Origin of the sequence: Altibacter sp. (assembly GCF_019913785.1) — a bacterium.
Taxonomy (GTDB): domain Bacteria; phylum Bacteroidota; class Bacteroidia; order Flavobacteriales; family Flavobacteriaceae; genus Altibacter.
Genome location: NZ_JAIOHK010000071.1, coordinates 1 through 18,672 on the forward strand (window position 1 = coordinate 1; position 18,672 = coordinate 18,672).

At 39.7% G+C, this 18,672-nt stretch carries 18 protein-coding genes; 17 read left to right on the forward strand and 1 reads right to left on the reverse strand.

Features of this window, described 5'->3' with window-relative positions:
• The coding region (locus tag K8F54_RS12515) for a head GIN domain-containing protein (RefSeq protein WP_290791471.1) at positions 1-595 on the forward strand (595 nt) is incomplete at its 5' end.
• Here the strand turns inward: K8F54_RS12515 and gldA are convergent.
• Entirely contained in the window at positions 582-1,481 is a 900-nt protein-coding gene (gene gldA / locus K8F54_RS12520; protein ID WP_290791472.1) for a gliding motility-associated ABC transporter ATP-binding subunit GldA, read from the reverse strand. The two genes, K8F54_RS12515 and gldA, sit on opposite strands and share 14 nt — an antisense overlap.
• A gap of 247 nt (positions 1,482-1,728) precedes the next feature.
• Here gldA and K8F54_RS12525 point away from each other — a divergent pair, with 247 nt between their 5' ends.
• The 16 genes from K8F54_RS12525 (at position 1,729) to K8F54_RS12600 (ending at position 18,485) form a co-directional block, all read left to right on the forward strand.
• Positions 1,729-2,595: a prephenate dehydratase gene (locus tag K8F54_RS12525; RefSeq protein ID WP_290791473.1), complete on the forward strand. Its 867-nt coding sequence runs from the start codon at positions 1,729-1,731 to the stop codon at positions 2,593-2,595.
• Positions 2,585-3,667: a bifunctional 3-deoxy-7-phosphoheptulonate synthase/chorismate mutase type II gene (locus K8F54_RS12530; RefSeq protein WP_290791474.1), complete on the forward strand. Its 1,083-nt coding sequence runs from the start codon at positions 2,585-2,587 to the stop codon at positions 3,665-3,667. The genes K8F54_RS12525 and K8F54_RS12530 overlap by 11 nt, the downstream gene beginning before the upstream one ends.
• A gap of 20 nt (positions 3,668-3,687) precedes the next feature.
• Complete coding sequence (gene rsgA / locus K8F54_RS12535; RefSeq protein WP_290791475.1) at positions 3,688-4,635, forward strand: ribosome small subunit-dependent GTPase A; 948 nt, start codon at positions 3,688-3,690, stop codon at positions 4,633-4,635.
• A complete protein-coding gene (dtd, locus tag K8F54_RS12540; protein ID WP_290791476.1) occupies positions 4,632-5,084 on the forward strand; it encodes a D-aminoacyl-tRNA deacylase in 453 nt (150 codons plus the stop codon). Before rsgA ends, dtd begins: the two co-directional genes overlap by 4 nt.
• A 50-nt stretch (positions 5,085-5,134) precedes the next feature.
• Positions 5,135-7,033, forward strand: a complete 1,899-nt coding sequence (locus K8F54_RS12545; protein WP_290791477.1) for a DUF3857 domain-containing protein — start codon at positions 5,135-5,137, stop codon at positions 7,031-7,033.
• A 16-nt stretch (positions 7,034-7,049) separates the two neighbouring features.
• Complete coding sequence (locus K8F54_RS12550; protein ID WP_290791478.1) at positions 7,050-9,074, forward strand: DUF3857 domain-containing protein; 2,025 nt, start codon at positions 7,050-7,052, stop codon at positions 9,072-9,074.
• A 3-nt stretch (positions 9,075-9,077) separates the two neighbouring features.
• Positions 9,078-9,404: a nucleotide pyrophosphohydrolase gene (locus K8F54_RS12555; RefSeq protein WP_290791479.1), complete on the forward strand. Its 327-nt coding sequence runs from the start codon at positions 9,078-9,080 to the stop codon at positions 9,402-9,404.
• 1 nt (position 9,405) lies between these two features.
• Positions 9,406-9,648 (forward strand): hypothetical protein, encoded by a 243-nt coding sequence (locus tag K8F54_RS12560; protein ID WP_290791480.1) that lies wholly within the window; start codon positions 9,406-9,408, stop codon positions 9,646-9,648.
• Entirely contained in the window at positions 9,645-10,877 is a 1,233-nt protein-coding gene (aroA, locus tag K8F54_RS12565) for a 3-phosphoshikimate 1-carboxyvinyltransferase (RefSeq protein ID WP_290791481.1), read from the forward strand. The genes K8F54_RS12560 and aroA overlap by 4 nt, the downstream gene beginning before the upstream one ends.
• A gap of 84 nt (positions 10,878-10,961) precedes the next feature.
• Entirely contained in the window at positions 10,962-12,011 is a 1,050-nt protein-coding gene (queA, locus tag K8F54_RS12570) for a tRNA preQ1(34) S-adenosylmethionine ribosyltransferase-isomerase QueA (RefSeq protein WP_290791488.1), read from the forward strand.
• A 133-nt stretch (positions 12,012-12,144) separates the two neighbouring features.
• Positions 12,145-13,806, forward strand: coding sequence for a T9SS type A sorting domain-containing protein (locus K8F54_RS12575; protein WP_290791482.1), 1,662 nt, complete (start codon positions 12,145-12,147; stop codon positions 13,804-13,806).
• Positions 13,807-13,890: 84 nt separating this feature from the next.
• Positions 13,891-14,931, forward strand: a complete 1,041-nt coding sequence (gene rlmN / locus K8F54_RS12580) for a 23S rRNA (adenine(2503)-C(2))-methyltransferase RlmN (protein WP_290791483.1) — start codon at positions 13,891-13,893, stop codon at positions 14,929-14,931.
• Positions 14,932-14,966: 35 nt separating this feature from the next.
• On the forward strand, positions 14,967-15,944 hold the full coding sequence (locus K8F54_RS12585) for a polyprenyl synthetase family protein (protein WP_290791484.1): 978 nt from the start codon (positions 14,967-14,969) through the stop codon (positions 15,942-15,944).
• A 131-nt stretch (positions 15,945-16,075) separates the two neighbouring features.
• Positions 16,076-16,639: an RNA polymerase sigma factor gene (locus K8F54_RS12590; RefSeq protein WP_290791485.1), complete on the forward strand. Its 564-nt coding sequence runs from the start codon at positions 16,076-16,078 to the stop codon at positions 16,637-16,639.
• The gene (locus K8F54_RS12595; protein WP_290791486.1) at positions 16,626-17,387 is read left to right on the forward strand and encodes a hypothetical protein; all 762 of its coding nucleotides are present in this window, start codon (positions 16,626-16,628) and stop codon (positions 17,385-17,387) included. The genes K8F54_RS12590 and K8F54_RS12595 overlap by 14 nt, the downstream gene beginning before the upstream one ends.
• 48 nt (positions 17,388-17,435) lie before the next feature.
• Positions 17,436-18,485, forward strand: a complete 1,050-nt coding sequence (locus tag K8F54_RS12600; protein ID WP_290791487.1) for a hypothetical protein — start codon at positions 17,436-17,438, stop codon at positions 18,483-18,485.
• Positions 18,486-18,672: the final 187 nt, after the last annotated feature.

Sequence of the window (18,672 nt, forward strand, 5' to 3'; positions counted from 1 at the left end):
CATTGTTAGTCAGGGAGATTTCCAGAATGTTCGGGTGGAGACCGGCGAGAATTTAATGAACGAAATACAGGTTAAGGTTAAGGACAGTATTCTAACCATAAGTGATCGAAACAGTTGCAACTGGGTACGTGATTATGGAATAACCAAGGTGTACGTTACCTCGCCTGATATTAACGAAATTAGGAATAGCTCAGGACTCACAGTTGAAAGTGAGGGAGTAATTAGGTTTAGAAAATTAAAGTTGGTATCCGAAGATATTTTTGAAGAGGATGGAGCTCATAGAGATGGTGATTTTAATATGGATCTAGATGTTGGTAATTTGAATATCAATGCTAATGGCCTTTCGAAGTTCTATTTGAGAGGTAAAGTTTATGCAGGATTTTTTGGCTTGTTCGATGGTGATGTAAGAATTGAGGCTGGGGATTTAGAGGTAGAGCGATTATATGTATTTCATAGAGGTACAAATAAAATGATTGTAAATCCACAGGATATTATTAGAGGTGAAATTCGTGGGCTTGGGGATGTTATTTGTAAGAATCGTCCAAGAGTCGTAGATGTAGAAGAATTATATACCGGCCGACTTATTTTTGAGTAGTTAGTTCGATAAATAACTTCTCTAGGGTTGTGTTTTTTTGATGCAACTGCAAAATCTTCAATCCGTTGTCATGCGCATAGTCAAATACGTCCCCTCGCATATCTTTAACCGTGTTAAAGTGTAAATGATATACAAAACCACTTGTGTTTTCCACCTTCGAAATATGGGGCAGTTGCTTTAAAGCTTCCACTTCCACGCGATAATTAAACTCTACTTCAACAATCTGTTCTTTCTTATTAGACAGTTCACTTAGTTTTTTATCGAGAACAATCTCCCCTTTATTAATAATGATGACACGATCACATATGGCTTCGACTTCTTGCATGATATGGGTAGATAGAAGTACCGTTTTTTCCGTTCCAATATTTTTTATGAGCGATCGAATCTCTATTAATTGATTTGGATCCAATCCGGTGGTTGGTTCGTCTAGAATGAGTACTTCCGGATCGTGAAGCAATGCATTCGCCAGCCCAACACGTTGGCGATATCCCTTCGAAAGTTGTTCAATTTTTTTGTGCGCTTCGGAAGTAAGCCCTGTTTGTGTGATTACTTTTTCAACTTCAGATTTTGGGATCTTATAAATTTCGGCATTAAACCGAAGGTATTCCCGCACATACATATCTAAATACAGTGGATTGTGTTCGGCCAGATAGCCTACACTTTTTTGAACGTTGAATTTTTCTTCAGTTACCGAATAATTATTCACCACAGCCGTGCCTTCCGAAGCATTTAAATAGGTGGTAAGAATCTTCATCATAGTAGACTTTCCTGCACCGTTGGGACCTAAAAAACCAACAATCTCACCCTTTTCAATTTGAAAAGAGACCTTGTTCAACGCCTTCTGTTTGCCGTATTCTTTGGTGATATGTGTGACCTGTATGGACATGAATTTATTTTTTCAAAGCTACATAAATAAAAAAGTTGAAAAAAGATTTTGTCATCTTAAAGTTTTGGGTACTTTAGCTACATACAAACGCATAATGAAGTCAATAAGTACATATTTCAATTTTTGGTTTTTCTATTTTACGGAAAGATCCGAGATTGTTGTGTAGTTAATTAACATATTACTAATAACGAAAGTCTCGGATTTATTCCGGGACTTTTTTTTTACACTAACATAAAATTACATAGGTATGAAAGTAGCAATACAAGGCATAGAAAGTTCTTTTCACCATATAGCAGTTCAAAAACTGTTTCCCGAGACAGAAATTCAGCTCGTCACCTGCGATTCATTTGAACAAGTCACACGGGAGGTCACTAATTTCAATGCAGATCTCGGGCTGCTCGCCATAGAAAATTCGATAGCCGGCTCTATTCTACCCAATTACGGTTTGATCGATTCGGGAGATTTTCAAATTGTGGATGAGGTGTTTTTAAATATCGAAATGTTTGTAATGGCGCTGGAAACTGAAAGCATTCACGATATAGAGGAAATTCATTCACATCCGGTTGCCCTGTTGCAATGCAAAGATTATTTGCAACGATTTCCCCTGCATTGCAAGATCATTGAGGGTAAGGATACCGCTTCGGAAGCAAGACGCATCAAAGAACAAAATCTAAGGGGCGTTGCGGCAATAGCAGGCAGACAAGTGGCAGAAAAATTCGGATTAAAAATTCTTGACAGCAATATTCAGACCGTCAAAGAAAATCAAACACGCTTTGTCGCAATCGCCAGAAATACACATACTCAGGTTTCAGAAGTGAATAAGGCAACACTAAAGTTTGAACTCAGTCATCAGGTGGGAAGTTTATGTACTATTTTACAATTGTTGAGTACTTTTGATATAAATTTGACAAAAATTCAATCCCTGCCTATCGTAGGGAAACCTTGGCAATATGCTTTTTTTGTGGATGTGTTGTTTTCAGACTACACACTTTTTACCGAAGTGACCACATTACTCGAAAAGACCGTAAAGGAATTAAAAATTTTAGGAACGTATAATCAAAATTTGGATAGCGTGCCTAGTAGCATAACGAAAGTTGCGATACATGGAGAATAACAAGAAACTTAAAAGCTGGCTAGATGCGTTTGGTTTACAACATCCTTTGGTAATTGCAGGTCCTTGTAGTGCCGAAACCGAAGCACAGATTTTAAAGATAGCACATCAGTTAAAAGATACCGATGCAACGGTGCTTCGTGCCGGTATCTGGAAACCTCGAACACGTCCTGGTAATTTCGAAGGCGTGGGTTCGTTAGGATTAAAATGGTTGCAAAAGGCAAAGGAAGAAACGGGCATGTTAATCGCTACGGAGGTTGCCAATGCAAACCATGTTGATTTGGCCCTTAAACACGATGTTGATATACTTTGGGTGGGAGCACGAACCACTGTCTCACCCTTTATAGTTCAGGAAATTGCCGATGCGCTTCAAGGTACCGACAAGACGGTCTTAATTAAAAATCCGGTGAACCCCGATTTGGCTTTGTGGCTAGGTGCGGTGGAGCGATTATATGAAGCCGGTGTTAAGAATTTAGGCGTGATTCACAGAGGATTTTCCACCTACGAGAAAACACGATACCGGAACAATCCCGAATGGCAAATTCCTATTGATCTTCAGAATAGATACCCCGATTTACCCCTTATTTTAGACCCGTCACATATAGCCGGGCGCCGGGATATTATTTTCGATCTATGTCAAACAGCATTAGACTTGAATTACGACGGTTTAATGATCGAAACACACTTCGACCCTGATAATGCTTGGAGTGACGCTGCACAGCAGATTACACCAGAGACCTTACGCCAAATGACCATCGACTTACGGATTAGAAAGGAAGAAGGAGACGCGATCGAGTTCAAAAACAAATTGGCAACACTGCGAACCAAGATCGATGTGATGGATCATAAGCTGTTGGAAATATTAGGAAAGCGTATGAAAATCGCCGATGAGATAGGCGCATTGAAAAAGAAAAATAATGTTGCGATCCTTCAGACGAAACGATGGAACGAGATATTGGGAAAAATGATTTTGGAAGGTGAGGATAATAAGTTGAGTGAAGAATTTATTTTGCGCATCTTTAAAGCGATTCACCAAGAATCCATTAACCATCAAAAGAAAGTGATAAATGAATAAATGTTTCGCAACTTTGTAAGATGAAAGGGGTTGTTTATAAATCTACCGGAAGTTGGTATACCGTAAAATCGCAACAGGGCGATTTTTACGAATGCCGTATCAAAGGGAAGTTTCGGATGGGAGGTATTAAAAGCACGAATCCGGTTTCGGTAGGCGACTTGGTTGAGTTCGAAGTAGAGACAAAAGGAGATGAAACAATTGGTGTGATCTCAAAGATTGAGCAACGGGACAATTACATTATTCGGAAATCGGTAAACCTCTCCAAACAAACGCACATTATCGCGGCAAACATTGATATTGCTTTTTTATTGATCACCTTAAATAACCCTCCTACATTTACCACTTTTATCGACCGCTTTTTGGTAACCGCAGAGGCATATCATATACAGGCAGTATTGCTCTTTAATAAGATTGATACCTACAACGAGGATGAACTGCTGGAAATTAAATACTTGGCGGCACTATACCGAAAAATTGGGTATGAATGCGTTGGGATTTCTGCAAAAACAGGTAAAAACATCGATAAGGTAAAGGCATTGATGGTTGACAAGGTTTCGATGTTTTCGGGGCATAGCGGTGTAGGAAAATCTACCTTGATAAATATACTGGAACCAAATTTGAACCTAAAAACTTCAGAAATTTCTGAACAACATCAGCAGGGGCAGCATACCACTACCTTCGCCGAAATGTTTGATCTTTCTTTCGGTGCTCAAATAATAGATACACCCGGTATTAAAGGATTTGGCGTGGTTGAAATAGAAAAAGAAGAATTGGGCGACTATTTCCCTGAATTTTTTGAACGAAAAGCACAGTGTAAGTTCAATAATTGTTTACATATAGAAGAGCCACAATGTGCCATCAAAGACGCGTTAGATCTTGGCGAAATAGCCTGGTCACGCTACAAGAGCTATCTTCAAATTTTAGAAGGGGAAGACGAGAATTACAGAAAAGACATTTACACCCAATGAAAGCAGTAATACAACGTGTAAAAAGTGTGTCGGTGACCGTGGACACAAAGGTAGTTTCCAGTATAGAAATAGGTCTTCTTATCTTACTGGGAATCGAGAGTGAAGACACCCAAGAGGATATCGACTGGTTGGCCGGTAAGATCGCTCGACTTAGGATTTTTTCGGATGAAAATGATGCGATGAATCTCTCTATATTGGATGTCAATGGCGATGCAATAGTAGTTAGTCAGTTTACATTGCACGCATCTACAAAAAAGGGAAACAGGCCTTCTTTTATCATGGCAGCACGACCCGATATTGCCATTCCGTTATATGAGGCTTTTGTATTGCAATTGGAGAAAGAATTGAATAAAAAAGTAGGCACAGGAATTTTTGGAGCTATGATGGATGTTGCCCTGGTAAATGATGGCCCGGTAACGATAGTAATTGATTCTAAAAATAGGACATAAATCCTTCTTTGAAATTTTCATTTTTTTTATATTGCCACGGGAGAAAATTTATGAAATACACAACCACACTGCTATTTTTATTTTTATACATTTCCGTATATGCTCAGCCTAGCTATTCAGTAGCAACTATACCGAATGAATTGACCACAAACGCCAACAGTATTTTGGTGCACGAAACGATGGAGGTGGATGTTTCCAAAAGCAATAAACTTATATACAAAGAGCATACAGTACGGGCGGTCCTGAATAAAAAGGGAGACAATGATGTAATTTCCTATGTCGCTTACGATGATGATACCCATGTGGTAAGTGCTGAGGTATTTGTATACGATCAGAAGGGTAATGAATTAAGACATTTTAAAAAGCGAGATTTTAACGACGTGAGTAAGGGAGATGGTATTTCATTGTATAATGACGATCGCGCACTATATCTCGATTATACACCTTCCGAATATCCCTACATTTTTGAATTTAAATACGAAATAGAAAGTAAGACAACAGCCTTTATTCCAAAATGGTACCCTGTTGGTAATTACTGGAGAAGTACAATTGAAAGTACGTATAAGCTAACATTCGATCCTGCAAACAAACCTCGTTTTAGTGCCTCGAATTTAGACGGATATGATATATCGATTTCTGAAACTCCTACAGCAATAATTGGTATAGCAAAAAACATTAAAGCGATACGATATGAGGACGCAAGCCTGCCGTTTCCTTTGATCGCCCCAAATGTGCGTTTTGCACTTAACAAATTCTTTTATAAGGGGGTGCCGGTAATAGCCAACAATTGGAAGGAGTTAGGATTTTGGATGCAATCGTCTATTTTACACGATGTAAACGATTTACCCGAAGGCACAGTAGAACGTATTAAAAATCTAGTTCAGAATGATACAACCAATTTAGCAAAGGCTAAAAAAATATATGAGTTCGTTCAGAATAAGGTGCGTTATATTAGCGTTCAAATTGGCGTTGGAGGGTGGAAACCTATGTTGGCTTCGGAAGTAGATAAATTGAGCTATGGCGATTGTAAAGCACTCACCAATTATACAAAGTCGTTACTTGAAGCGGTAGGGATCCCTTCTTATTATACCATATTGTATGCAGGGTCTAACGGACTCGATTTCTCAAATGACTTTTCTTTATTACAGGGAAATCATGCCATTTTAGGAATCCCCGTGGACAATGACATTGTATGGTTAGAATGTACCAGTCAAGACGCTCCCTTTGGCTTTGGAGGAAGTTTTAGCGACGATAGGGATGTCTTGATCATCACGCCGGAAGGAGGAAAAATAGTGCGTACAAAAACATACTCACACAAAGACAATACACAGGAAAATACTGGATCCATTTTTATTGATGCTCAGGGAGTGCTTCGAGCAAATGTGAATGTGGTATCAAAAGGACTGCAGTACGATGATAAATATATGTGGGCCACGAAATCAAAAAATGAACTGGAGAAGCACTATAAGGAAAGATGGAGCTATATTAATGGCTTTAGTATTGACAAGGTAACGCTTCAGGACAACAAAGATGACATTGTTTTTTCCGAACATCTGGAATTGGTCATTCCCAATTATTTGTTGGAAGTAGGAAATGATTTATTGCTATGTCCCAATGTGTTTAATCAATCTCAATATATACCTTCACGGATTCGGGATCGCCAACAAATGCTGCATATCAAGGAAGGCTTTGAAGATGTGGATTCATTCGATATTACCATTCCTGAAGGCTATAGCGTAGATTCCCTTCCGAAGAATGAAACAGTGACCAATAAATTTGGCAGCTACAGTATTCAATTTGAGAAACTTGCAGAAAATCGAATAAAATACAATCGGAAATTGACCATCAAGAAAGGAACTTTTCCTGCTTCCGAATACGAAAACTATCGGAGTTTTAGACGAAAGATATCAAAATTGGATTCCTCAAAAATATTACTAACACCAAAATAAAATTAATAACCATCTCATGAAAAGCCTAACTATTACCTTACTTTTTGTCTTAAGCCTTGTTCAAACTTCCTTTTCTCAGGATTTTAGGTTTGGCAAGGTCTCGACGGAAGAATTAAGTCAGAAGAGTCATCCCCTAGACCCGTCCGCCAATGCCGCGGTACTATATAGAGAACATCGCACTAATTTTGAATACTCACAAGAAGATGGATTCTACGTGATGACCGAAGTATTTGAGCGCATCAAAATATACAATAAAGAAGGATTTGATTGGGCTACAAAAAAAGTGAATCTGTACCAAGGAGGAGGAAGTAGCAAAGAAATAATTTCCGGACTAAAAGGGTACACCTATAATTTAACTTCCGATGGTAAAATTGATGAAGTAAAACTTAGAAATGATGGTATTTTCGATGAAGAGGTTAGTAAATATCTCGAAGTCACTAAATTCACCATGCCATCTATTACCGAAGGGAGTGTCATTGAATACAGGTATAAGGTTAAATCGCCTTTCACACAAAACATAGACGAATACAGATTCCAAGAAACCATTCCGGTAGATCGTGCCTATCTTAGGTTTGCAACTCCGGAATATTTGAACTATAAAACCCATCAAAAAGGTTGGCTTCCTATTAAAATTGAGAAAAATGGAATAGATCGAACTATGAATTTTAGATACACCGAAGCTGCGATAACTTCCAATTCGTCTGCAGTCGATAGAACTAGATCGACAGATATTACTTTTAGAGAGGATATTTATGAAGTTACTATAGTTAATGCGCCGGCCTTGAAGGAGGAAAAGTATGTAGGCAATATCGACAATTATGCAGCCTCTTTAAAGTTCGAACTGTCCTATACAAAGTTTCCGGGGTCTCCATTTCAAACATTTACGGCAACTTGGGAAGATGTTTCTAAAACAGTTTTTGAATCTTCTTCTTTTGGTGACGAATTGAAAAGGACTAATTATTTTGAAGAGGATATCGATAATTTGCTAAAAGGAGTAAGTAACGAGAATGAGAAAATGATGCGAGTTTTTGAATTTGTAAAAACAAAAATGACTTGGAATTCGATCAATGGGATATTTAGCGACGAGGGTGTAAAATCTGCCTATAAAAATGGAGGAGGGAATGTAGGTGACATCAACTTAATGCTTACTGCTATGTTGCGCTATGCAGGGCTAAATGCAAACCCGGTCTTAGTTAGTACTAAGGTGCATGGCATTCCTGTTTATCCTACCATTAATGGATTTAATTATGTAATCGCCAGTGTTTTTGAAGGAGGTACTAACATCTATTTGTTGGATGCAACCAATAAGCAGAATGAGATAAATATTCTAGAATCAAAACTTTTAAATTGGCAAGGTCGAATTGTTAGCAAGGATGGAAATTCAACTTGGGTGTCTTTAAGCCCTAAAGATCATGCCATTGCCAATACAATGGTGAATGCTTCGTTTACCGATGACCTTACCGTCAAAGGGACTTCTCAAAATAGATTCACCGGACATTATTCGAAGGAATACCGAAATAAATACACGAATACCAATAGTGACGATACTCGGAAAAACATAGAAAAAGATTTTAGTGAAACAGAGGTCGCCGATATCAATTTTGAAAATTTGAATAAATTGTACGAGCCTGTAAACCTTTCCTATAATTTTGAGTCGTTCGACCTTGTTGAGAATATAAACGATAAGTTGTACTTTTCACCTATGTTGTATATGGCAACGAAAGAAAATCCTTTTAAATTAGATAAACGGATGTATCCCATTGATTATGGTTATCCGGTAAAAAATCGATTGCTAATTGCTATTGAAATACCTGAGGGATATCAAGTAGAGTCATTGCCCGAAAGTGTGCAATTTAGTTTAGAGCAGAACATGGGAAGTTTTCGATATTCAAGTTCAAGTTCTGAGAATAAAATACAATTGTCTGTAGAATTTGCAATAAACCAGCCTTTTATGTCTGCCGACTCCTATGCAGGCCTTAAAAAATTCTACGAATTAATGATCGAAAAGGAGAATGAGAAAGTTGTCCTTTCAAAAATTTAGACTATGGAACTCAAAGACGCCCAACTTGCTGTAGATCAATGGATAAAAAAACATGGTGTGCGCTATTTCAATGAGCTTACCAATATGGCACAGCTTACTGAAGAAGTAGGTGAGGTGGCTCGTATTATTGCGAGAAGGTATGGTGAACAAAGTGAAAAGGAGAGTGATAAACAGAAGGATCTTGGAGAAGAACTGGCCGATGTGATTTTTGTAGTACTTTGTTTGGCCAATCAAACAGGGGTGGATTTACAAGATGCTTTCGATAAGAAATTGGAAGCGAAGACAAGGCGGGATCACAATAGACATCACAGCAACGATAAATTAAAGTAATATGTTCAAACAAATTATTTCACATAAAGGTTTTTGGAAATCGGTGGTTTCATTGGGGTTGGCATTTGTGATCCTCTTTTTATTGATTAAATGGGCGATTGAAGGATTTTCTGCCGATTTCATTACAGCGCAAAATCCATTATTATTTATCCTGGGAACAGCAGTAGCGGGCTTTATATATGGGTTTTTTGTCACCTTCGGAAAATTTAGAGCAAAGCTCAAACGTGAAGAACAGAAGGAATGAAGGTATTACTTAAAGAGGGTCTTCGTGCCGAAGTGCAACCGGTCATCCATGTGGCAGGCTCAAAAAGTGAATCCAATCGATTGCTGATACTGCAGGCCTTTTTTCCTAGTTTAACACTCAAAAACCTATCCGATAGCGACGATACTTCATTTTTAAAACATGGTTTAAGCACTTCAGAAGAAAATATCGATGTGCATCATGCCGGGACAGCCATGCGCTTTCTTACTGCTTATTTCGCGACAAAAGAAGGAGCTTCGGTAGTTTTGAAGGGGAGTGATCGCATGCATCAACGCCCCATTGGTATTTTGGTGGATGCCCTACGCAGCATGGGAGCCGATATCAATTATCTGGAGAATGAGGGTTTTCCTCCCTTGAAAATAGAAGGAAAGCAGCTTTCCATAGATACAGTCGAAATCATGGCGAATGTAAGTAGTCAGTACATTACGGCATTGATGCTCATAGCGCCAAAGCTATCCAACGGACTTATGATCGAGTTAGAGGGAGAGCCAACCTCTCTGCCCTATATTGAAATGACACTGTCACTATTACAAAGAATTGGTGTTTCCTGTAGTTTTTCAGAAAATACAATCAAAATAAGCGCTTTAGAAAAGTTGGCCCCGCAGACTATTACGGTTGAATCGGATTGGAGTTCGGCCTCTTATTTTTATAGTCTAGTAGCCTTGTCCAAAGATCTTACTGTTACCTTAAAAAGTTTTTATGCCGAAAGTTTGCAAGGGGATTCGGCTTTGACATCCATATACAAAAAACTGGGTGTGACCACTACTTTTAACGCTTCCGAAGCAAGCATTACATTGACCAAAACGAAAATTAATCATGCGGAACAGTTAAAACTACACCTGATCGATACGCCCGATATTGCACAAACAATTGCGGTCACCTGCTTCGGGTTGGGGATCGCTTGTGAATTGACGGGTTTACACACCTTGAAAATCAAAGAAACGGACCGACTGTTGGCATTAAAAACCGAATTGGAGAAACTGGGTGCCACCGTCGCCCTAACTTCTAGTGCAATAGTGGTACAGCCTTCAGAAAAAATAAATGAGAATATCGTGGTTGATACCTATAACGATCATCGTATGGCCATGGCTTTTGCACCGCTGGCCTTGCGAATTCCACTTCAAATTAAGGATCCAAATGTGGTTTCAAAATCATTTCCAAGCTTTTGGGAAAATCTTCGGAAAGCCGGTATTTCAGTAGATTATCAATAATATATCGCGTTTTACTTGACAACCCCTATCTCGAGGTTGTATATTTGCCCCTTTTTAAAGCTAAAACTACCTTCTGCTATGGGAATGAAATTATCCAATTTTAACTTTAACCTTCCACCTGAATTATTAGCCGAATATCCGGCACCAAATCGAGACGAATCTCGTCTGATGGTTCTTAACCGTAAGGAAAAGACCATTGAGCATAAGATGTTCAAAGATTTGATCGATTACTTTAAAGAAGACGATGTTTTAGTTCTTAATAATACCAAAGTGTTTCCCGCCCGTTTATTTGGGAATAAGGAGAAGACGGGAGCGCGTATTGAAGTATTCTTATTGCGCGAATTAAATCCGGAAACGCGTTTATGGGATGTGCTCGTGGATCCAGCCCGTAAAATTAGAATTGGGAATAAGCTTTATTTTGGAGATGATGAGTCCTTGGTGGCCGAAGTCATCGATAATACGACCTCACGTGGTAGAACGCTCCGCTTTCTTTTTGATGGTTCGTACGAGGAATTTCGCAGTAAGTTGACCGAACTTGGGGAAACACCACTGCCAAAATATATAAAAAGAGAAGTTGAACCTGAAGATGCTGAACGATACCAGACTATCTTCGCCAAAAATGAAGGAGCCGTTGCTGCTCCCACAGCGGGTTTGCACTTTTCGAAACACCTGCTGAAGCGTTTGGAAATTAAAGGAATTAATTTCGCCGAAGTGACCTTACACGTAGGTCTTGGAACGTTCAGCCCTGTTGAGGTGGAAGATCTTTCCAAACATAAAATGGACTCCGAAGAGATTATCATAAAAGAGGATGCGGTAGGCGTTATAAATACGGCAATAACAAGGAAGAAACGTATTTGTGCCGTGGGTACCACAGCCATGCGCGCCTTGGAAAGTTCGGTATCTTCAGATCATACTTTAAATGCGTATTCGGGTTGGACCAATAAGTTTATTTTTCCTCCCTACGATTTTAGTATCGCAAACACGATGGTGACGAACTTTCATACGCCAAAATCGACCTTGTTAATGATGGTATCAGCCTTTGCAGGTCACGAATTCATTAAACAGGCTTACGCCGAAGCCATTAAAGAAAAGTATCGCTTTTATACCTATGGAGATGCTATGTTGATCATTTAAAGGCTGTTATACATAAAACACCTAAAAATCCTGATATTTTATCGGGATTTTTTTATTTCTAACGATTTGATTTTCAATTATCAAAATAAAGAAGTACTTTAGTATACTTGTAGTAAAACTAACCAGTGCTTGAATGAAAAAATTACTACTTTTCTTTTTTTTATTCACCATAGTGGGTGTGACGCATGCTCAGGACTTTGAAAATGATGTTCCTGTAAGTTGGATATTGAATATCCAGAACCGAATTACCTTAATCGAATTACCTCCATTAGACCTAACGGCCATTCATGCCGAAGATAGCATCAACGATCTCGATAAAAGCCAACCATGGCGGTACGGTATACAACGACCCCTTCAGTTAGATTTAAATGAAGATGGCGTATGGACCACTTTGCCCAATAACCGCGGTAGAATATGGCAGGTCGCCATCAAATCCACCGATGCCATCAACATTAGTGTTAATTTCGACGATTTTTATATACCTCCCGGAGCCCGCCTCTTTTTATTTAACGAAGACCGAACCGAAACCTCTAAGGCATATACCGCACAAAATAACAGGTCCAATAAACAATTGGGATCTTGGTATGTGAACGATGATATTATTTGGGTGGAGTATTACGAACCGACGACCGTCACAGAGTCCGTAGAATTAGCTATTGGAAGTGTAATTCACGGTTATCGCATGGGGAAGGTTGATGAATGGGCCGGTCTCAACAGAGGATTAAATGACTCGGGGGATTGTAATTATGACGTAAATTGTCCCATTGGTGAAGACTTCGACGATTATAAAGACATTGTAAAAAAAGCCGTTACTATTTTGAATCTTGGAAACGGATACCTGTGTTCTGCTTCTTTGGTTAATAATACGGCGAGTGATAAAACTCCTTATTTATTAACGGCCAACCACTGTCTTGAGAACAGTAACCCGGCGCTATGGTCCATACGATTTAATTGGATAAGCCCTAGTCCGGTTTGTGCGGAAGTAGGAGAAAGTGCCGATTTGCAGACCAATTTCACCATGAGTGGCGCAGAGCTACGGGCCAATAACGCATTGAGCGATTTTGCCTTGGTGGAGCTTGTTAACAATATACCGAATACGTGGGACATCGCTTTTGCCGGATGGGATAATTCAGATGCCTTACCCATATTTGAAGTGGGCATCCATCATCCAAATGGAGATATTATGAAGATTTGTCGCGACGACTCAGGCGCCATTCACGAAAATGCTGCCGGAACACAGGTGTGGCTTATTGGTGGAGGTGCTGTAGGAACCGGGAACGGATGGGAAATTGGAACAACTGAAAGCGGGTCTTCCGGTTCACCATTGTTCAATGAATCCGGTAAAATTATAGGACAATTGTATGCGGGGCAATCCTTTTGTGATGGCACCAGTAATAACGGGGAATACGACATTTACGGCCGTTTTGGTGTTTCTTGGAATGCCGGGTCAAGTGCTGCCACTCGTTTGAAAGACTGGTTAGACCCATTAAATACAGGACAAACTACCGTCGAAACACTGCAGAATATATTGAACATACCGGATGTTGAAATAAATGGGACATTGGATGTATACCCTAATCCGGCCAGCACTTATATCACGGTCATGAATAGCCGCTATCCTAACCTCTCCTATGGGCTTTATAATGTAGTTGGACAACAATTAATCGAAGGATCTGTATCCAATACCATGAATACGATCATGGTAGATCGCTATGCCGAAGGAATCTATTTTCTACGCTTGGTGGATGAAGAATCCAAGTCGGAGATCACCAAGAAAATTGTGATCCATCGATAAGCCTATTTCCTCACTATTCTGAAATCCTAAAAAACTACTAAGAGGTGGCGTCAACTGCTTCGGAAACTGTATTTTTGCCCTTAAATGACTTCAGAAAAGAAAGACATACGAGCACTGTCCAAGGAAGAATTACGCGACTTCTTTATGAGTATTGGCGATCAGGCATTCCGCGGTAATCAGGTCTATGAATGGCTTTGGACAAAAGGATTGCACAGTTTTGATGCAATGACCAATATTTCGAAGGAGACCCGTGCGCATTTGGAGGCGAATTTCGTCATCAATCACATCAAAGTGGATAGTCTTCAGAAAAGTAAAGACGGTACTGTAAAGAACGCCGTAAAGCTACACGACGGACTTGTTGTAGAGTCCGTTCTAATCCCTACCAAAAAAAGAACTACGGCCTGTGTTTCCTCTCAGGTAGGCTGTAGCCTGGATTGTAAATTTTGTGCCACAGCACGATTAAAACGCATGCGAAACCTCAATCCAGACGAGATCTACGATCAGGTGGTGGCCATCGACAAAGAAAGCAGATTGTATCACGATAGGCCGCTCTCCAATATTGTTTTTATGGGCATGGGAGAACCGTTGATGAACTATAAAAACGTCTTGGAGGCAATTGATAAGATTACGTCGGAAGAAGGACTGGGCATGTCTCCTAAGCGAATTACTCTTTCCACATCAGGCGTACCGAAAATGATAAAAAAACTAGCCGATGATAAAGTGAAGTTCCATTTGGCAGTATCGTTGCATTCTGCTATTCAGGAAACACGCGAGCAGATCATGCCCTTTGCGAAGAGTTTTCATTTAACCGATCTTCGGGAATCCTTGGAATATTGGTATGAAAAAACAAATCGGCGAATTACCTACGAATATATTGTTTGGGGTGGAATCAATGATACCACAGAAGCCATTGAAGCCCTGGTCCGATTTTGTAATTATGTTCCTTGTAAAGTAAATCTTATTGAATACAATCCCATCGATGACGGTGAATTTCAACAAGCGCCGGATCGGGTCATTCAAAGCTATATTACTGCTTTAGAAAAAAACAGGATTCCGGTAACAGTTCGTCGAAGTCGTGGAAAAGACATCGATGCAGCCTGTGGGCAATTGGCGAATAAACAGTAATTAGAAATGGTCAATTTACCTATCTTTGGAATTCAATGAAGATAGTCTCTCAAATAAAATTACCCATTGAATATGAGATGGAGCTTTTCGAAAAAAAGTTTTCCATTTCCATGTCTTCCAAAGTATCGCTCCTTAATCGAATAACACATTACGTTGTAAATAGAAAGGGTAAACAAATGCGCCCTATGTTCGTGTTCCTAATCGCCAAAATGACCAACAATGGCGAGGTGAATGAACGTACCTACCGAGGTGCTTCGGTAATCGAGTTGATACACACTGCTACACTGGTGCACGACGATGTGGTGGACGATAGTAATCGAAGGCGTGGCTTTTTCAGCATTAATGCACTGTGGAAGAATAAGATCGCGGTATTGGTAGGTGATTATTTACTGTCGAAAGGGCTATTGCTATCCATAGATAATGACGACTTTGATCTGCTGAAGATCATATCGATTGCGGTGCGGGAAATGAGTGAGGGGGAGCTGCTACAAATTGAAAAGGCACGAAAGCTTGATATTACCGAGGAGGTCTATTTTGAGATTATCCGAAAGAAAACGGCAACGCTTATCGCAGCCTGTTGCGCTATGGGGGCACAATCGGTTAATGCTCCTAAAAATGAAGTGGAGACCATGCGAAAATTTGGTGAACTCATAGGAATGGCGTTTCAAATTAAGGACGATTTATTTGATTACGGAGATGAGGCCATTGGAAAACCTACCGGCATCGATATCAAGGAACAAAAAATGACACTGCCTTTGATCTATGCACTCACGCATGCCTCCGAAAAAGATAGACGCTGGTTAATCAACTCGGTGAAAAATCACAACAGGGACAATAAACGCGTGAAAGAGGTCATAGGATTTGTGAAAAATACCGGCGGACTCGAATACGCGGTTTCCAAAATGAAAGCCTATCAAAAGGAGGCGTTGCAGCTCTTGCAATCGTATCCCAATTCGCCCTTTAAGGATTCCCTCGAACTTATGGTCAATTATGTAATCGACAGGAAGAAGTAGTCTTTGGCGTTTTCAATTTGGTATAATTATAGTGATACCACCTAACTAAATAAAATCTTTTTTACTTCAGGCAACTTTTTAAGAACAACTTGCGTCTCTATATTAGAAGCCTTTAACAAGCGAAGCGGAACTTGAAACTTATTTCATTACATAAAAATTATTCAAAACTAATTGCTTCCGCAAGCAAGGGAAATCGGCGCGCACAGCATGATTTGTTCGAGTTGTTTGCACCAAAAATGCTAAGCGTTTGCAGGCAATATATAAAGAACAATGATCTGGCGGAGGAGGTAATGCTTACAGGTTTTTTAAAGGTGTTTAAATATTTACATACGTACAAGGCAGAAGGAAGTTTTGAAGGTTGGATTCGCCGAATTATGGTAAACGAATCGATTTCTCAACTTCGGAAAGACAAAAAACTGGAATTTAAAACAGAGACTGAAATAGAGAATTCCATAGATCATGTCGCTTATATCGAAACCGAATTGGAAGTCGTAGAAATTCAAAGAATGATCGACTCCCTACCGAATGGCTACAAAACCGTGTTTGTTTTGTATGCTGTTGAAGGCTATAAGCACAGTGAAATTGCCGAGCTGCTCGAGATAACCGAAAGCACCTCAAAATCGCAATTGTTCAAAGCCCGTAAAATGCTTCAGTCCAAGGTAACACAAAACAATATTAGTTATGGCACCCCTTAAATTAGACGATAATATTAGAGAAAAGCTGCAGGAGCGGGAGTTAAAACCCTCGAAAGCGGCATGGAAGAAGCTGGAGGCTCAATTGGATACCCAAGAAGATAGAGGAGGCAATACGTTTCTTTGGCTGGCAATTGCTGCGAGTATTACAGCCTTGTTGGTGATAGGAAGTTTGGTGTATCAACCAACATCAACTACCACAGAAATTGTCACTGAAGAAAATCCTTCGGAAAACGTAGAATCAGAAAATAATTCTGAAATAATTCCTCAAGAACTACCTGCCGAAGAAATTGCACTAGAAGTAATACAACCCGAAGAAAAAACTTCAGAAAAAGTAACCAATAAGAAAGCGGTTCAGCTTCAGAAAAATCGGCAAAATAAGTTAACGGAAGCAGTCGCGCTCGTTGAGAAGCAGGAAATTGAGAAGAAATCGGTTCAAGAGCTGGACAATGTAATACAGGATAATTCATTTGAAGATAAAAAGGTAGAAGAGGTGGTTGCCAGGCTGAAGGAAATTCAACAATCGAATAGTTCAATTTCTATTGACGAGGTAGAAGCGCTTTTGGCTGCTGCGCAACGCGATATAAAAACACAACGATTCTTAAATAAAAACACCCAAAAAGTAGATGCAACCGCCCTGCTTATGGATGTGGAATTCGAATTAGAACGCGGGTTCAGAGACAAGGTCTTTGACGCCCTAGGAGATGGATTCCAAAAAATACGGACCGCCGTAACCGAACGAAATAATTAGTAACATTCATCAATCACACCGCAGTTAGCGGTAAAACTCACGAACATTATGAGAACAATTACGTATTGCATCGCTGGGGTGCTATGGGCACTAGCTCTGTCCTTTGGAATTGCCCAGGAAACAGGTCAAAGTAATGACATAAAAATCTTAAAAGAAGCCAAAGAGAGCATTGTAATCGAAGAAAAGGAAGCGCTTAAGAAGGAAGTCGAGCGTATCAATAAACGCCTTGACAGTCAGTCAATAACCCTGGAAGAAGCCGAAGCGCTTAAACAAGCTGCTGCCGAAAAGCGCGCATTGAATATTGAAAATAGGCTGGCCATCATCGACAACAAAGTAGCGCTCTTAGAACGAAATGCCAACGATTCACTGGTAGATAAGAATGATAAGCTTACCATTTCATTCTTCGGAAAAGGAAACATTTTGGACATCACCTATGAGGATCATGAGATCAAATACGATCGTCGTACCTATAGCGATTTTGTGTTGGCCGTAGGCTTTAACAATGTAATAGTCGACGGACAATCGTTGAATGATTCCGACTTTAAAGTGGGAGGTAGTCGTTTTGCCGAAATAGGCTGGGCGTGGAAAACACGTGTATTTGAAGAAAGTAACTGGCTTCGTGTTAAGTATGGATTTTCTTTTCAATTCAACGGGTTGAAACCAACCGATAACCGCTATTTTGTCGATACTGGAGAGCAAACGGTCCTTATGGAGCATCTCCAAGATTTGGACAAATCGAAGTTTAGAATGGACAATCTGGTGTTTCCCGTTCATTTCGAATTTGGCCCTTCAAAGAAGATAGAAAAGGAAGAATATTTTAGATATTCTACAAAGAATCAAATAAAAGTCGGGATTGGAGGCTATGCAGGCTTTAAATTGAGTTCTAGACAAAAACTAAAATATTCCATGGAGGGCGAAGATGTAAAAGAGAAACTAAAGGCCGATTACAATACCAATAACTTTATTTACGGGCTCAGTGCCTACCTTGGTTGGCGAGAAGCCGCTTTATACATAAAATACGATCTAAACCCAATATTTAAAGACAATCCGGTGGAGATGCGGAATATCTCTCTCGGACTGCGGTTCGATATGGATTAGACCTTTGATCCCTCAGGAAAAGCTTCAGAAATGAAGCTTTTTTTATATCTTAAAATTAAAAATTACTAGTATTTTTACGGAACACAGAATACTTCAGCTTGATTTCAAAAACAACCATAGACAATGTGTTCGAGACCGCCCGCGTAGAGGAGGTGATTGGCGATTTTGTCCAATTAAAGAAATCGGG

Bases quoted from the DNA above. Each gene is read 5' to 3' on its own strand.
- gldA (WP_290791472.1), bottom strand. From the start codon at position 1,481: ATGTCCATACAGGTCACACATATCACCAAAGAATACGGCAAACAGAAG.
- K8F54_RS12525 (WP_290791473.1), top strand. From the start codon at position 1,729: ATGAAAGTAGCAATACAAGGCATAGAAAGTTCTTTTCACCATATAGCA.
- K8F54_RS12530 (WP_290791474.1), top strand. From the start codon at position 2,585: ATGGAGAATAACAAGAAACTTAAAAGCTGGCTAGATGCGTTTGGTTTA.
- rsgA (WP_290791475.1), top strand. From the start codon at position 3,688: ATGAAAGGGGTTGTTTATAAATCTACCGGAAGTTGGTATACCGTAAAA.
- dtd (WP_290791476.1), top strand. From the start codon at position 4,632: ATGAAAGCAGTAATACAACGTGTAAAAAGTGTGTCGGTGACCGTGGAC.
- K8F54_RS12545 (WP_290791477.1), top strand. From the start codon at position 5,135: ATGAAATACACAACCACACTGCTATTTTTATTTTTATACATTTCCGTA.
- K8F54_RS12550 (WP_290791478.1), top strand. From the start codon at position 7,050: ATGAAAAGCCTAACTATTACCTTACTTTTTGTCTTAAGCCTTGTTCAA.
- K8F54_RS12555 (WP_290791479.1), top strand. From the start codon at position 9,078: ATGGAACTCAAAGACGCCCAACTTGCTGTAGATCAATGGATAAAAAAA.
- K8F54_RS12560 (WP_290791480.1), top strand. From the start codon at position 9,406: ATGTTCAAACAAATTATTTCACATAAAGGTTTTTGGAAATCGGTGGTT.
- aroA (WP_290791481.1), top strand. From the start codon at position 9,645: ATGAAGGTATTACTTAAAGAGGGTCTTCGTGCCGAAGTGCAACCGGTC.
- queA (WP_290791488.1), top strand. From the start codon at position 10,962: ATGAAATTATCCAATTTTAACTTTAACCTTCCACCTGAATTATTAGCC.
- K8F54_RS12575 (WP_290791482.1), top strand. From the start codon at position 12,145: ATGAAAAAATTACTACTTTTCTTTTTTTTATTCACCATAGTGGGTGTG.
- rlmN (WP_290791483.1), top strand. From the start codon at position 13,891: ATGACTTCAGAAAAGAAAGACATACGAGCACTGTCCAAGGAAGAATTA.
- K8F54_RS12585 (WP_290791484.1), top strand. From the start codon at position 14,967: ATGAAGATAGTCTCTCAAATAAAATTACCCATTGAATATGAGATGGAG.
- K8F54_RS12595 (WP_290791486.1), top strand. From the start codon at position 16,626: ATGGCACCCCTTAAATTAGACGATAATATTAGAGAAAAGCTGCAGGAG.
- K8F54_RS12600 (WP_290791487.1), top strand. From the start codon at position 17,436: ATGAGAACAATTACGTATTGCATCGCTGGGGTGCTATGGGCACTAGCT.